The sequence below is a fragment of the Rugamonas sp. GW822-FHT03B10 genome, assembly GCF_058801745.1.
The window spans coordinates 286030-301554 of the sequence record NZ_JBXANP010000005.1 but is presented as its reverse complement, the minus strand read 5'-3'; the positions used below and the strand labels follow the sequence as shown (position 1 = coordinate 301554).

General features: G+C 67.3%; 11 protein-coding genes and 1 tRNA gene. 2 read left to right on the top strand and 10 right to left on the bottom strand.

What is annotated here, in order from left to right; translation table 11 throughout:
• Window positions 1–3 precede the first annotated feature (3 nt).
• The 8 genes from AC1RQG_RS11220 to fdnG form a co-directional block, all read right to left on the bottom strand.
• Window positions 4–2151 carry a TonB-dependent siderophore receptor gene (locus tag AC1RQG_RS11220; protein ID WP_493131257.1) on the bottom strand — a complete coding sequence of 716 codons (2148 nt, stop codon included), beginning with the start codon at window positions 2149–2151 and terminating at the stop codon, window positions 4–6.
• 171 nt (window positions 2152–2322) lie between these two features.
• Window positions 2323–2415: transfer RNA gene (locus tag AC1RQG_RS11215), tRNA-Sec, on the bottom strand.
• A 31-nt stretch (window positions 2416–2446) separates the two neighbouring features.
• Complete coding sequence (selB, locus tag AC1RQG_RS11210; RefSeq protein ID WP_493131255.1) at window positions 2447–4336, bottom strand: selenocysteine-specific translation elongation factor; 1890 nt, start codon at window positions 4334–4336, stop codon at window positions 2447–2449.
• Complete coding sequence (gene selA, locus AC1RQG_RS11205) at window positions 4333–5841, bottom strand: L-seryl-tRNA(Sec) selenium transferase (RefSeq protein ID WP_493131253.1); 1509 nt, start codon at window positions 5839–5841, stop codon at window positions 4333–4335. The genes selB and selA overlap by 4 nt, the downstream gene beginning before the upstream one ends.
• A complete protein-coding gene (gene fdhE / locus AC1RQG_RS11200) occupies window positions 5838–6860 on the bottom strand; it encodes a formate dehydrogenase accessory protein FdhE (protein WP_493131251.1) in 1023 nt (340 codons plus the stop codon). Before fdhE ends, selA begins: the two co-directional genes overlap by 4 nt.
• Before the next feature lie 192 nt (window positions 6861–7052).
• Entirely contained in the window at window positions 7053–7697 is a 645-nt protein-coding gene (locus AC1RQG_RS11195; protein ID WP_493131249.1) for a formate dehydrogenase subunit gamma, read from the bottom strand.
• Window positions 7684–8607: a formate dehydrogenase subunit beta gene (gene fdxH / locus AC1RQG_RS11190; protein WP_493131247.1), complete on the bottom strand. Its 924-nt coding sequence runs from the start codon at window positions 8605–8607 to the stop codon at window positions 7684–7686. Before fdxH ends, AC1RQG_RS11195 begins: the two co-directional genes overlap by 14 nt.
• Before the next feature lie 18 nt (window positions 8608–8625).
• Window positions 8626–11697 carry a formate dehydrogenase-N subunit alpha gene (fdnG, locus tag AC1RQG_RS11185; protein WP_493131245.1) on the bottom strand — a complete coding sequence of 1024 codons (3072 nt, stop codon included), beginning with the start codon at window positions 11695–11697 and terminating at the stop codon, window positions 8626–8628.
• Between the two features lie 199 nt (window positions 11698–11896).
• On the opposite strand from fdnG, the gene AC1RQG_RS11180 reads away from it, so the two are divergent.
• Complete coding sequence (locus AC1RQG_RS11180) at window positions 11897–12328, top strand: DUF29 domain-containing protein (RefSeq protein ID WP_493131243.1); 432 nt, start codon at window positions 11897–11899, stop codon at window positions 12326–12328.
• 35 nt (window positions 12329–12363) lie between these two features.
• Here the strand turns inward: AC1RQG_RS11180 and AC1RQG_RS11175 are convergent, their stop codons facing one another.
• Window positions 12364–14202 (bottom strand): ATP-binding response regulator, encoded by a 1839-nt coding sequence (locus tag AC1RQG_RS11175; RefSeq protein WP_493131242.1) that lies wholly within the window; start codon window positions 14200–14202, stop codon window positions 12364–12366.
• Entirely contained in the window at window positions 14195–14782 is a 588-nt protein-coding gene (locus AC1RQG_RS11170) for a response regulator (RefSeq protein ID WP_493131240.1), read from the bottom strand. Before AC1RQG_RS11170 ends, AC1RQG_RS11175 begins: the two co-directional genes overlap by 8 nt.
• A gap of 207 nt (window positions 14783–14989) precedes the next feature.
• Here AC1RQG_RS11170 and AC1RQG_RS11165 point away from each other — a divergent pair, with 207 nt between their 5' ends.
• A complete protein-coding gene (locus AC1RQG_RS11165; protein ID WP_493131238.1) occupies window positions 14990–15499 on the top strand; it encodes an FxDxF family PEP-CTERM protein in 510 nt (169 codons plus the stop codon).
• The last annotated feature ends 26 nt before the right edge of the window (window positions 15500–15525 follow it).

Here is a 15525-nt window from a genome sequence, read left to right as displayed (position 1 = left end):
GCATCAGAAGTCGACCCGCAGATTGACGCTGGCCGTGCGCGGCGCGCCCACGTTCAGATAGTTCTCCTGGTAGAAGGTCCAGTATTTGCGATTGCCGGCGTTGGTGATGTTGGCGCGCAGGCTCACCATCTTGCCGCCGATGCGCGAGCGGTAGTTCAGGCCCGCGTCGAACAGCGCGTACGATGACAGCGTGTGCGCATTGGCCGCATCCATGGCCAGTTGGCCCAGGTACTGCGTGCCCGCGTGCAGCGCCAGTCCCGGCAGCGCGGCGGGACGCCACGTCATCTGCAGCGATGCCTGGCGCTTGGGCGCACCCACGGCGCGCTTGCCGGTGACGGCCGGCGCCGCGTCCTGCAACGTCGCGTCGAGCAGCAGCAGGCCGCCTTCGATCGACAGGTTTTTCGCCGCCTGCACCACGGTGTTGAATTCCAGCCCCTGATAGCGGGTCTGGCCGTCGGCCACGTAGACGTTGGCGGCGTTGGTGTATTGCGCCCCGCGTTCGATGCGGAACAGGGCGGTGCTGGCGTTCCAGCCGGCGCGCTCGGTCTTCACGCCCGCTTCGGCCTGTTTGCTCTTGAGCGGCGCGAAGGTTTGGTTGGCGTTTACGGTGGAGGCGGGCGCGCTGTCCGCTTGTTCCAGCGCTTCCACATAGCTGCCGTAGAACGTGGTGTCGGCGGCGGGCTTGTACATCAGGGCCAGCGTGGGCGTCGTCTTATTGGCGGGATAGCTGGCGCTGACCGCATTGGCGGTGGTGTAGGCCACGTCCTTGAAGCGCGTGTAGCGCAGGCCGGCAAGCAGCGACCAGCCGGCGGGGAGCTGCACCGTGTCACTGGCGAACAGCGCGTCCTGGGTGGTCTTGCCGTCCTCGTAGGTGCCGCCGCTGTAGTTCACCTTGTCCACCGAGAACAGCGTTGGTGCGTACAGGTTGCCGGTGCCGATGTAGGGTTTGGGCGTGACGACGGACGATACCGACGTCAGTTCCTGCGTCATCGCGCCGGCCACGATCTGGTGGCGCAGCGTGCCGGTGGCGGCGCTGCCTTCCACGCTCGCCTGCCACTGCTTGAAGTGGTAGCCATGCAGCTCGGACGTGACGCGGTCGCGGTAATTGCCGCTGTCGCTGGTGATGTAGTACTGGTCCTTCTTATAGACGCGCGTGGAGTCAGACGTGCGGTACGACACGTTGGCACGCCAGTCCGGCGCCAGCTGGTATTGCAGTCCCAAGGTGCCGAGGTCGAATTCGACGTTGTTGCCAGCGCCTGCGCTGTTCAGGTGGGTGTCGCCGCTCAGGGGCGTGGGCAGCGTGAATTTCGGGCTGGTGACGATGTCGGTGCCGCCCACGGTGCGGCGCCGCTGATACAACGCGTCGTAGGACAGGGTGAGGTCGGGCGTGACGTGCCAGTCCAGGTTCAGACCAGCGGCGTTGCGGTTGATGGAGCCGTCGTCCTCGGCCACGCCACCGTCCTCGTGCACCAGGTTCAGTCGGTAGCCCACGCCGGCGTCTTCGCCCACGCGGCCGCCCATGTCGAAGTGCTCCTTGATGGCGCCACCTTGCTGATAGCCGACCGCCGCGCTGAAGCTGCGTTCCGTGGTGGGGCGCTTGCTGACATAGTTGACGATGCCGCCGGGGGAGCCGAAGCCGTACATGAAGCCGGACAGGCCTTTGAGCACTTCCACGCTCTCGAACATTTCGAGCGGCATTTCGGTGCCGCGGTTGATGTTGGCCAGGCCGTCGATCTTGTAGCCGTTCAGGTCATCGAGCCGCAGGCCGCGCATGGCGATGGTGGCCGGGTGGGTGCCGACGCTGGGGCTGATGGCGGTGACGGAGGCGTCGTACTTGAGCACTTCGGCGATGCTGGTGGCCAGCCGGTCTTCGATTTCGTCGCTGCTGACGGCCTTGGTGGAGAACGGCGTGTCGAGTTCGGACCGGCGCCCCAGCGCGCCGCCGCTGACGCTATCGCCCAGTTTCTTCTTTTCGACCGTGGCCTTGACCAGCACTTGCGTCAGCGCGGCCGTGGGCGCAAGCGCCTCGGCCTCGATGGCTTGCTGAGCATAAGCAGGGTGCAGGGCGAGCGTGGACAGGCCGGCGGCGGCGAGTGCCAGGGTTAAACGGGTGACGCGCGGGGCTGGGCGCAAGGACGAGTGTTTGAACATGGTTGGCTGCTGGAGATGAGGGACACATCGCTCGCCGTTGGGCGGCGCGCGGCGTGGCGGGTTAAGAAACCAGCAATATTAGGAGACTGACATGACAGCCGTATGACGGCGACCAGCGGGCGATTGCGCCGCGTGTCGGCGCCGCCGGCAGGAGAGGAACGGAGGGAAGGGCGGAAGGCAGTAGGAGTCGAACTTACGAGGGAGCGGCTGACGCCCCCCACCGGGTTTGAAGCCCGGCCCCATCACCGGATGAGTATGCCTTCCTCTTGGCGCAGCAAGGTGCAGCTAAGTGCAGCTAAGACCACACGGCGTTGGGCCGTATCAGGTGGATGTTGCCTACGCGCCGAGTATAGCCGACGCGGTCGAAGTATTCCAACAGCTGTATGGCGCGCTTGCGTCCCAGCGCCGTGGCGTCGCGGAACGAGGCCGCTTGCGCTTCGGGCAGCGCCGCGATGATGCGCGCCAGTTCGGCCAAACGGGCCGGGTGGTAGAACAGATCGGGAACCACCTGGCCCACATCGCCGCTGCGATTGAGTTTGCGCAGCAGGCGGCGCACCTCGTCCTCCGCCACGCCTGTGGTGCGCGCGAGGTCGCGCACCCACGGCGGGTCGTAGGCACCGGCCAGCAACGACGCCAGCAAGGGCGCGGCCTGCGATTGTTCCTGCGGACTCAGTTCGATGCGGTGTTCGGGCAGGTGCAGGCTGCGGCCACGCTGGCATACGCGGCCCGCCGCGATCAGCTGTTCCAGCAGTTCGCTCCACAGCTTGTCCTCCGCATCGGGCGCCACCATGCGCTTGAGCCGCCACCATTCCGGGCCCGCCTCGTCGGGCATGCGCGTGTGGAACTGGGCCAGTGCGGCGACGGTGCGGCCTTGCAACGCTTGCACGCTGGTGCGCGCGATCAGGAGCGCATCGCCGCCCGTCAGTCCGATGCGCAGCGCATCCGGCGGGGTGGAGAGCAGGTCGGCCGGCAGCAGCGTCAAACGCGTCAGCGTGGACGTGCGCAGGCCGTGCGGGCTGCACGCCAGCAGCGCGGCCAGATCGTTATTGGCGAGATAGCTGGACATGGCCTTTAGCCACGCCAGCCGTTCCGCGCTGCGCCGCTTGCGGGCAGGGGCGAACGGGTCCAGCACCACGCCACCGCCGATGGTGGCGCTGGCCTGCGCGTTGCGGATCACGAAGCGGTCGCCCGGCACGGCGTGCACGGGCGCATCGAGCACCAGTTGGACGCGGCCCGTGTGGCCGGGGGCCAGCGTGTCGCCGTCTAGCGGCACTACGTGCGCCGTGTGATGCGCTGCGCCCAGGTGCACGTGCACGGGCGACCATGATGCGAGCGGTGCACCGGCGTCGGGCAGCAGCGTCAGTTCGGCGTCAAAGCGTTCACTGCATTCGGCCAGCGCGGGTGCGACTACCCAGCTGCCACGGGCGATGTCCTCACGCGCGGCGCCGCTCAAGTTCAGTGCCAGCCGCTGGCCGGCCACGCCCCGTTCTGCCGCACGGTTCTGCGCGTGGATGCTGCGCACGCGTACTTGCTGGCCGCCCGGCGCCAGCCGCAGCACGTCGCCCACGCGCACAGCGCCCGCCAGCGCGGTGCCGGTGACGATGGTGCCTTGCCCCGCCAGCGTGAACACGCGGTCCACGCCCAGCCGGAACAGGCGTTGCTCGTCGCGGGCGGGCAGGGCGCGGGCGGTGGCGGTCAGATGCGCCAGTAGCGCGGCCACGCCTTCGTCGCCTGCCACGGTGGCGTTGGTGCGGAACAGCGGCGCGGCGTCGAAACCCATGGTGGACAGCAGGGCGCGCACGTCCGCTTCCACTTGCGCCAGTCGGGCCGCGTCGGCGCGGTCGGCCTTGGTGAGGGCCACGGCGCCGCGCCGCACGCCGAGCAGGCGCAGGATGGACAGGTGTTCCACCGTCTGCGGCATGATGCCGTCGTCGGCGGCCACGGCCAGCAGCGCGTAGTCGATGCCCGTCACGCCGGCGGCCATGGTGCGGATGAACTTTTCGTGGCCGGGCACGTCGATCACGCCCAGCACCTGGCCATCGTCCAGCGGCAGGTAGGCGTAGCCGAGTTCGATCGAGATGCCGCGCGCTTTTTCTTCCTTCAGGCGGTCGGTGTCCACGCCCGTCAGCGCGCGCGTGAGCGTGGTCTTGCCGTGGTCGATGTGGCCTGCGGTGCCGACGATCATACGGCCAGCGCTTCCAGTTGGTCGATGAAGCGCTGCTGGTGGCTGGCCTCCAGACAGCGCAGGTCCAGCCACAGCGCGTCCTGCGCGATGCGGCCGACGACGGGGACGGGCAGCGCGCGCAGCCGCCGTTCCAGCACGCCCAGCGCATCGCTCACGCGCGAGCCGGCGGCGGCGCGCACGGTCAGGCCGTGGCTGGGCAGCAGGTCCACCGGCAGCGCGCCGCTGCCGATCTGGCTGGTCATGGCCTCGTCGCGCACGTCGTAGTCGGCGCCCAGCGCGTGCCGCAGCAGCGGCAGGATGGCTTGCGCCTGCGCGCGCATGTCGGCGGCCGGGCGCGTGAGCAGGCGCAGCGTGGTCAGACGTTCGGGCAGCAGGTCGGGCGCTCGGTACAGGGCCAGCACGGGCGCCAGCGCGGCCAGCGTCAGTTTGCCGACCCGCAGCGCGCGCTTGAGCGGATTGCGCTTGATGCGCGCGATCAGGTCGGCGCGGCCGGCGATGATGCCGCACTGGGGGCCGCCCAGCAGCTTGTCGCCGCTGAAGGTCACGAGGTCGGCCCCGGTGGCGATGGTTTCGCGCACCGTCGTCTCGTGGGGCAGGCCATACTGTTCCAGATCGACCAGCGTGCCGCTGCCCAGGTCCACCGCCAGCGGGATCTGCCGCTCGCGCGCCAGCGGCGCCAGTTCGGCCACCTCCACGCTCTTGGTGAAGCCGGTGATGGCGTAATTGCTGCAATGGACCTTGAGCAGTAGCGCCGTCTGCGCGCTGGCCGCGTCGGCGTAATCGCGCCGGTGGGTGCGGTTGGTGCTGCCCACTTCGCGCAGCGTGGCGCCGGCGCGCTGCATGATGTCCGGGATGCGGAACGCGCCGCCGATCTCCACCAGCTCGCCGCGCGAGACGACGGCTTCGCGGCCATGGGCCAGCGTGTCCAGCATCAGCAGCACAGCGGCGGCGTTGTTGTTGACGATGGTGACGGCTTCGGCGCCGGTCAGTTCGCGCAGCAGGTCTTCCACCAGGTCGTCGCGGTCGCCGCGTTTGCCCGTTTCGATGTCCCATTCCAGGTTCATCGGCCAGCGCAGCGCTTCGGCCACGGCTTGCACGGCGCAATCCGGCAGCAGCGCGCGACCCAGGTTGGTGTGCAGCACGGTGCCGCTCAGGTTGAACAACGGCCGCAGCGGCGAACGGTTGGCCCGCGCCAGCCGCTGTGCCAGCAGCGCCGTGATGGCGGAAATGGCGATTTCTCCGGCGGCCGATGGCGCGCCGCCACCTGCATCGGCCACGCGCAGCATGTCGCCGCGCAGTTCGGCCAGCAGGGCGCGGGCGGCGGACAGCGTCTGCACGCGGCCATACTCGGCCAGTAGCGGCTGGCACGAGGGATCGGACAAAATCGAATGCACGGCCGGCAGGTGTACGCTGCGTACGCGCGTGTTGCTGGCGCCCGCGACGCTGGTGCCGCCCGCGCCAGCCGCGCCGCCGTCCGACTGCGCTCCGGTCGCGGCGCCGCTCATGCCGCGCTGAACCACAGCAGGGGATTGCCGCTGGCGCGCACGTAGCCCGCTTCGCCCACCAGCACGTCGAGCATCAGGCTGGCCAGATCGTCGGCCAGCGGTTCGACATCGTAGTCATGTTCCTGGTTGAAGATTTTGCGGTAGCTGTGGCAGTGGTCGCATGTTTCCGCGCGCGCCACGCGCGAGGGATCGTTGGCCTTGTTGATGGCGTCGGACGGCGGGGCCGCGCTGGCCTCCGCATCCTCCAGGCTCTGGTAGGCCACTTGCGCATTGTCTTCGCAGTTCGAGCATTTGACGCGCACCATGTGCCATTCGCTGGCACACATCCCGCACTGCAGGTAACGGTAGCCCTGCGATTGTCCGCCGATGCGGATCACGCTGGCCACCGGATGCGAGCCGCACACCGGGCACAATGTGCCCGTCACCAGCGGCTGCACACGGCGCGCGTCGAGCAGGCTCGCTTGCAGCGTCCACACCACTTGCAGCGCGGCCGCCACGAATGGCGCGTGCAGCGGGTTGATGGCGTCGCCGAATTGCGCCAGCACGGCGTCGGCGCAGCCTTCCAGTTCGACGCCGGTGAGCGCGCGCAGTTCGTCCAGCACGGAGGAAAATTGTGGCTGGCTGACGGCCAGCGTGCCCATTTGTGCCAGCAGATTGTCGAACACGCCGCGCCAAGCCGTCGGGCGCGTGCCGCTGACGGGCAGCGGAGGCATGTTGTGCGCTAGCGCCTGGGCGATGGTGGCGTCGTCGGGCATGCCGATGGCCGCCGCCAGCGCGCCGGCGTCGGACGGCAGTGCCAGCGTGACGGCCGCCTGCGCGTCGACCAGCGCCGCCATCAACAGCAGATAGCCGCGCAGCGTGGCGCCGACGGGGATGCCCTTGATGTCGTTATTGGCGAGCCGGCGCAGACGGGCCGCGCGGGCGGAGAACAGGGTGCGCGGCTGCGGCAGCAGCAGGCGCGGAATGGCGGTGTGATCGAGCGCTTCGATCTCGCCGGGTGCAAGCAGGCGTTGTACCAAGTAAGTCCCCCGTCCCAGAATGCCAGGATGCCAAACCCGCCCGCCACCGGCGGTGGCGGGCCTTGCGGCTTATTCTAATCCAAAACGGGCGGGCTACAACACGTTGTTATGTGCCCCACATAGGGGGCGCCCGAATAACCAAGAATTCGTCATTCCCGCCTGCGCGGGAATGACGGTTTTTCGGGCGGGGGCTTATTCGCGCGATTTGCGCACGACTTCCTCGAACCAGCGCCCGTGGTGCTTGCGCGCCCACCCGTACGTGACCGTGCCGCGCACCATCGCCCCCAGCGAGCCTTTGACCCACAAGCCCGCGTACACGTGGATGATGATCGCGACGATGATGAGCAGCGCGGCGAACGCGTGGAGCAGGGCGGAGAAGCGTATCAGGCCGACCGGGAACAACGCCGAGAAGTAGGCGCGCCAGATCACGATCCCCGTCACCAGCAGCGCGGCCATGCAACCCACCAGCACGAAGAACAGCAGCTTCTGCCCGCCGTTGTAGCGCCCCGCCTTGGGCACCAGGTGTTCGCGCTTGTGGATCACGTCGCCCGCCTGGTCCAGCCATTCGCGGTCGCCCGGCTCGAACTGGTTGTGGCGCCAGAACTGCGCCACCATGCCGGCGAACGAGGCCGCCATCACCAGCCCGATGAACGGGTGCAGGATGCGCGTCCATTGTCCGCCGCCGAGGAACACCGCCATCCACGCGGTGGCCGGGTGGAACATGGACAGGCCGGACACCATCAGCAGCAAGAAGCAGATGGCGGTGACCCAGTGGCCGCTGCGTTCATTGGCCGTGTAACGCTCGATGAGCGGATTGCCATCCTTATCGCGATTCATTTTGGCCCTCCCGGATGCGGTTGGCGTCTGCGACTGCCTCGGCTTCTTCTTCCCTGCTCACTTCATTCGGTCCCACGCGCGAGTAGTGGAACCAGCCCGCCAGCGCCGTGACGGCGATGCCGGCCAGGGCCAGCGGCTTGGTCATGCCCTTCCACAGCCCCACCATGGGACTGATGCTGGGCGAGGCCGGCAAGCCGTGGTAAAGGCCCGGCTGGTCTGCATGGTGCAGCACATACATCACATGCGTGCCGCCCACGCCCGCCGGGTCGTACAGGCCTGCCTGCGCGTAGCCGCGCGACTTGAGGTCGGCGATGCGTTCCTCGGCGTGCAGCTGCATGTCCTCCTTGGTGCCGAACACGATGGCGCCGGTGGGGCAGGTTTTGACGCAGGCCGGCTCCTGGCCCACGGCCACCCGGTCCGAGCACAGCGTGCATTTGTAGGCGCGGCTGTCCTTCTTGGAGATGCGCGGCACGTCGAACGGACAACCGGCCACGCAATAGCCGCAGCCGATGCAGTTCTCCTGGTGGAAGTCGACGATGCCATTGGTGTACTGCACGATGGCGCCCGGCGCCGGACAGGCCTTCAGGCAGCCGGGGTCTTCGCAGTGCATGCAGCCGTCCTTGCGGATCAGCCATTCGAGGTTGCCGTCGCCCGTCTCGTATTCGGAAAAACGCATCACCGTCCACGATTGCGGGGTCAGGTCGTTCGGGTTGTCGTACACGCCCGCGTTGGTGCCCACGTCGTCGCGCAGGTCGTTCCACTCCATGCAGGCGGTCTGGCAAGCCTTGCAGCCGATGCACTTCGATACGTCGATCAGCTTGGCCACGGTGCCCAGCGCCGGTTCGCGCGCGCTGGGCGGCTGCACCGTGGTGGCGGACTGGCGCTTGATATCCAATGATTGCAGTGCCATGTCATTCTCCTCGCGCGCTCATGCTTTTTCCACCTTGACCAGGAACGACTTGTATTCCGGGGTCTGGGAATTGCCGTCGCCGACGGTGGGCGTGAGCGTGTTGATCAGATAGCCCGGCTTGGTCACGCCCTTGAAGCCGAAGTGGATCGGCAGGCCCACGGTATGGGTCTTCTTGCCCTCGATGGTGAGCGCCTTGATGCGCTTGGTGACCACCGCCTTGGCCACGATGTGGCCGCGCTTGGAGCTGACCTTGACGGTGCCGCCATTGGTCACGCCGATTTCCGCCGCCAGGTCTTCGCCGATCTCCACGAACTGTTCCGGCTGGATGATGGCGTTGAGCCGCGCATGCTTGGTCCAGTAGTGGAAATGCTCGGTGAGCCGGTAGCTGGTGGCCACGTGCGGGAACTCGGCCGCCGTGCCCAGCTTGGCCCGGTCCGACGGGAACATGCGGGCCGCCGGGTTGCTGGTGGCGCGCGCGTTGGACGGGTGCAGCGGGTTGTGGCCGACCGGCGTTTCGAACGGCTCGTAGTGCTCGGGGAACGGGCCCTCGTTCATGCCGGCGCGGCAGAAGAAGCGGGCCACGCCTTCCTGCAGCATGATGAACGGGCCCATGCCGTTCTCGGGCGGCTCGTCGAGCTTGAAGTCCGGCACGTCCACGCCGCCCCAGTTGGCGCCGTTCCAGCCCACCAGCTTGCGGGTGGGATCGAACGGCTTGCCCTTGCTGTCGCACGAGGCGCGGTTGTACAGCACGCGGCGGTTGGCCGGCCAGGCCCAGGCCCAGTTCAGCGTCTGGCCGATGCCGGACGGATCGGCGTTGTCGCGCCGGCCCATCTGGTTGCCGGCCGCCGTCCATGCGCCGGAGAAGATCCAGCAGCCGCAGGCCGTGGAGCCGTCGTCGCGCAACTGCGCGAAGCCGGCCAACTGTTCGCCTTTCTTCACCAGCACCTTGGTGGCGTCCTTGGGATCGGTCAGTTCCTTGAGCGCCTTGCCGTTGTACTCCATCGCCAGTTCCTCCGGCGTGGGGCTGTACGGCTGCGCGTAAGGCCAGGTCAGGTTGACGATGGGATCGGGATATCTGCCGCCTTCGGTCTGGTACATCTTCTTCATGCGCAGGAAGATGCCGGACATGATCTCCAGGTCGCTGCGGGTCTGGCCCGGCCCTTCCGCGCCTTGCCAGTGCCACTGCAGCACGCGCGAGGAGCTGACCAGCGAACCGCGCTCCTCGGCGAAGCAGGTGGTGGGCAGGCGGAACACCTCGGTCTGGATCTTGGCCGGATCGACTTCATGGAAGGCGCCGAACGGCCGCCAGAATTCGGCCGTCTCCACGGCCAGCGGGTCCATCACGACCAGGAACTTGAGCTTCGACAGCGCCTCCGTGATCTTCTGCTTGTCCGGCGCCGAGGCGAGGATGTTGAAGCCCTGGCAGATGTAGCCGTTCATCTTCCCCTGATGCATAAGCTCGAACGCCTGCATCATGTCGTAGGGCTTGTCCAGCTTGGGCAGGTAGTCGAAGGCGAACTTGTTCTCCTCGGTGGCCGCGTCGCCCCACCACGCCTTCATCAGGCTGACGTGGAATTTGCGGTAATTGCTCCAGTAACTGAGCTGGTTGGGGCGCAGCGGCTTGAGCGCGCGCTGGTTGATGAAGGCGTCGAAGTCCTGCTCGGCCTCGCCGGGCAGCGTCATGTAGCCGGGCAGCAGGTTGGTCATCAGCCCCAGGTCGGTCAAGCCCTGGATGTTGGAGTGGCCGCGCAGCGCGTTCATGCCGCCGCCGGCGATGCCTATGTTGCCCAGCAAGAGCTGCACCATGGCGCCGCAGCGCAGCGTCTGCGCGCCCGTCGAATGCTGGGTCCAGCCCAGCGCGTACAGGATGGTGGCGGCGCGGCCCGGCACGGCCGTCGACGCCAGCGCCTCGGCCACCAGCTTGAATTTGTCGGGCGCCACGCCGCACGCCTTCTGCACCATCTCCGGCGTGTAGCGCGCGTAGTGCTTCTTCAGCAGCTGGTAGACGCAGCGTGGATGTTCGAGCGTGGGGTCGATTTTGGCGTAGCCATCCGCGCCCAGTTCATAGTTCCAGCTGCTCTTGTCCGCGTACTTGCCGGTCTTGTCGTCGTAGCCCGAATAGAGGCCGTCGTTGAGGGCGAAGTCCTCGCGCACGATGAACGGCAGGTCCGTGTAGTTGCGCACGTACTCGTGCTGGATCTTGTCGTTGGCGAGCAGGTAGTTGATGATCGCGCCCAGGAACACGATGTCCGAGCCGGTGCGGGTGGCCACGTAATGATCGGCCACCGAGGCGGTGCGGGTGAAGCGCGGGTCGACCACGATCAGCTTGGCGCCGCGGTGCGCCTTCGCTTCCGTCACCCATTTAAAGCCACAGGGGTGGGCTTCGGCGGCATTGCCGCCCATGACCAGGATCACATCGGCGTTCTTGATGTCGACCCAGTGATTCGTCATCGCGCCACGGCCAAACGTCGGGGCAAGACCTGCCACCGTCGGACCATGTCATACACGCGCCTGATTATCGAAGGCCAGCATGCCCAGGCTGCGCATGGTCTTGTGCGTCAGGTAGCCCACCTCGTTGGTGGAGGCCGAGGCGCACAGCATGCCGGTGGACAGCCAGCGGTTGACGGTCTTGCCGTCCGCGCTCTTCTCGATGAAGTTGGCGTCGCGGTCGGCCTTCATCAGCTTGGCGATGCGGTTGAGCGCGTCGTCCCACGCGATCGGACTCCACTCGGTGGCGCCGGGCGCCCGGTACTCGGGCACCTGCAGCCGGTTGGGGCTGTGGATGAAGTCGATCAGGCTGGCGCCTTTCGGGCACAGCGTGCCGCGGTTGACGGGGTGGTCGGCGTCGCCCTCGATGTGGATGATGCGGGCCGTGGCGTTCTTGGCGCCGTCCCCCAGTCCGTACATCAGGATGCCGCAGCCCACCGAGCAGTAGGGGCAGGTGTTGCGGGTCTCGGTGCTGCGCGCCAGCTTGTATTGCCGGACTTCGGCCAGCGCGGTGGCCGGGGCGAACCCCAGCAGCGCGATGCTCGATCCGGCCAGGGTCGCGCCAGTCACCTTCAGGAACTGACGCCTCGACATCTGGTTCATGGGGGAGCCTCTCAATCAATGAAAAGACATCGACCAGTGTAGCACTATCAAAATAAATGTGGTCGCTTTGCCATCGGTTGCGGCAATTTTGCATCAATTTACTGGAAATTGTTGAGTAATCAAGCATTTGTCGCGCTGGCCAGTCACGGAACTTTCGAGCCCGGCCTGGTTCTAACGATCTGTGAAGGAGGAGCTAGCCATGGACACAGCGTATGAAACGGACGTGGTCGCCTGGGCGGAAGAACAGGTGGCGCTGCTGAAGGCGGGGCGTCTCTCGCAGATCGATGCTGAACATATCGCCGAGGAGATTGCGGCAGTGAGTACGAGTGAGAAACGGGAACTGCGGCACCGTTGCGCGATCCTCCTGGCCCATCTGTTGAAGTGGCGGTACCAGCCTCGATTGCGGGGAAACGGTTGGTTCAGCACGATCACGGAACAGCGCTATTGCATTGAAGAGGTATTGGCGGATAGCCCTAGCTTGCGTCGGCTGTTGCCAGATCCCGATTGGTATGCCTACGTGTATCGCCGCGCCCGCAATTTGGCGCAGCGCGAAACGAAATGCGATGATTTTCCGGAGCAATGCCCGTGGCCGGTCGAAGTAGTATTTTCGCCGGATTTTCTACCGGACTAAGCACGCAAAGTCAGGGCCAACATCGCATCCCAAACTCAGCCATAGTCCAGGGCATCGGATGAGGCCGTATCGGATTGTTGGACCTGACTCCGGTTGGCGTGACCCCGGCTGGCGCAGGCTTGCTCCATGGCGTGGTACAGCTGTTCGGGCGAGGTCGGCTTGTGCAGCAGCGGCACGCCGCTGGCGCGCGCCTCGCGCAGGCGGGCGGGGGCCGTGTCGCCCGTGATCAGCAGGGCGGGGATCGCGGCGCCCGCTTGCGCGCGCAGCATGGCGATGGCTTCCGCGCCCGTGCGCTGCTCGCGCAGCCGGTAGTCGCTGATGATCATGTCGGGCCGCCACGCGCTCGCCAGCGCGAGCGCCGCCTCGATGCCGTCCGCCACCTGGCAGTCGCAGCCCCACCCGGTCAGCAATTGCTGCATGCTGACGCGCACGATGGCGTCGTCGTCGATCACCAGCACGCGCAGCGGCAGGGCGCGCCGCGTGAGCGCGTCCAATGCCAGCGGCGCGGGCGAGGACGACAGCGCCGGCATGGCCGCCAGCGGCACGGCCAGCCGGAACACGCTGCCGCGCCCGGGACGCGACGCCACCGTCAATTCGTGGCCCAGCAACTGCGCCAGGCCGCGCGCGATCGACAGGCCCAGACCCAGGCCTTTCTGCCGGTCGCGCTCGGGATTGCCGAGCTGGTGGAATTCGCGGAACACTTCCTCCTGCTGCTCGGCGGCGATGCCGATGCCGCTGTCCCACACTTCCAGCACGGCGTGGCCGCCGCGCCGGCGGCATGCGACCAGCACGCCGCCTTGCTCCGTGTAGCGCACGGCGTTCGTCACCAGATTGCGCACGATCAGTTCCAGCAAACCCCGGTCCGTGCGCAGCGCGAGGCCGCTGTCGCGCGTGCGGTACACCAGGCCCTTGGCGTTCGCCTGCGGCGCCAGTTCGCTTTCCAGCTTGGCCAGCAGCGGCTGCAGCGCGAACGCTTCGATCTGCGGTTCGATCACGCCGGCCTCGATGCGCGAAAAGTCGAGCAGCGTATGCAGCATGTCGGCCGACGCTTCGGACGCGGCGCGTGCGCTGGCCAGCACCGTGCGCTGGTTGTCGTTGAGCGGCGAGCGCGCCAGCACTTCCAGGAACAAGCCCTGCGCGTGGATCGGCTGGCGCAGGTCGTGGCTGGCGGCGGCCAGGAAGCGCGACTTGGCCAGGTTGGCCTGTTCGGCCGCGTGCAGCGCTTGCCGTGTCTTGTCGCTCTCGACCCGCAGTTGCCGGATCAGGTCGATGTTGTCGAAGCTCAGCTGGATGGCGGCGCGCGCGGCGCGGGCGCTGTTGCGTCCCTGGCTGAGCAGGCTGAAGAAATAGACCACGACGGCCAGGCTCAGGGTCCGGAACGGCAAGTCATCGAGCGACCACGCCCTGAGCGCGAGCGCGCCCAGCTCGAACACGCAAAAGATGGCGAACACGCTCAGCACGGGCGACAGCATCGACATGGCGTTGCCGACGATGCCGGACAACACGGCCACCACCAGGATGCTGTTGGCGGTGGACGCCGGATCGAAGCCGGTCCAGGTCAGCGCGCCCCAGGCCGCGCCGTCGATGGCGCTCACCAGCATCATCCAGCGTTCGAGCCGGTAGGCGCGCCATGGGCCGATGCGGCCGCGCAGGATGCGGCGCGCGTCCCAGCAGCCGAACACTTTGGAGCCGATGACGGCCGCGCACCACAGCCGCAGCCCCAGCGCGTTGGCCGGCGTGGCCAGCGTGTACAGCAGCAGCGACGCCACCGCGATCGTGGGCAGCAGCGAGCTGCCCATATTGCCCAGCAGCAGGCGCATCTGTTCGGCCCGGATCAGACCCTCGGCGCGCCGCGCCGCGCCCGGCCTAGCCAACCAGCCCCCGGCTGCGGGCCGCGTAGGCCGCCTCGGCCCGGCTCACCACCTGCAGCAGGGCCAGCAGCGCCTGCACATGGCCGCGCACGGTGTTCTCCGACAGGTTCAGGCGCCGGCCGATCAGCTTGTTCGACATGCCCTGGCACAGCAGGTCCAGCACTTCGCACTGGCGCGGCGTCAGGCGCGGCGCGGCGGTGCGCGGGGCCGACGCGGTCAGCGCACCCGGCTCGGCCCGCATCACGGCGGCGATGCCGTCGAGGATGCTGGCCGCCGGCTCGCCCTTGGAGATGTAGCGCAGCGCGCCGAGTTCGAGCGCGCGGCGCGCCGTGTCGGGACTGTCGTCGGCTGACAACACGACGATGGCGCAGTCGGGCCATTTGTGCCGGATCAGGGTCATGCCGTCCATGCCGTTCAGACCGGGTAGTTGCAGGTCTAGCAGCACCACGGTGGGGGCGGGCGCGTCGCGCCGCGCGTGGACGGCCTCGTCGAGCGTGGCCGCTTCAAGCAGCGGCACGCCGGGGTGGGCGCTCTCCAGCGTCATGCGCAGTCCGGCCCGGAACAGGGCGTGATCGTCGATCAAAAGGAAGCAATGGTTCATATCGTTATTACAGCCCAGCGTGCCCGGCGCCACAAGTGCCGGGCCACAAATCAGTCCAAATAGACTATTTTGCAGGAAATGATAACAAATTACTATTCTTCTTGATCGGCGGGCCCATCGCAGGCCCGCCATGCAGATCCGGCCCGGCCGCGCGCCGGCGCCGCCAACTCCACAACTGAAGGGAATCCTATGAAATCGACCTTGCTCGCACTGCTGCTGGCTGGCGCCGCCACCGGCTCCGCCATGGCCCGCGACTACACGGTGTCGTTGCTGCAATCGCCTTACCAACCGAACGAATGGACGGGCAGCTTCAACCTGAGCCTGCCCGAGCCCATCGACGGCAATTTTTTCAGCGACACCTACACGTTCTCGCCCACGCTGAACGGCAATTTCATGGCCAATGGCGGGGTGGTGAATTTCTACGGCAGCGAATCGCAGCACATCCGCTTCCAGGAAGTGAGCCTGAACGGCAAGCAGCTGGACATCGCCGACGGCCAGTTTGTCAGCGGCGCCCACCTGTTCGACACGGGCTTCAGCGGCCCGCTGGTGCTGACCGTGCGCGGCTGGGCTGGCCCGTCGGCCAGCTATTCGGGCGGCCTGAACATCACCACCGCCGTGCCGGAACCTGAAACCTATGGCATGCTGCTGGGCGGCCTGGCGTTGATGGGCGTGGTGGCGCGTCGCCGCCGCGCAGCTTGATGTAATGCGCGATGGCGCCGCCGCCG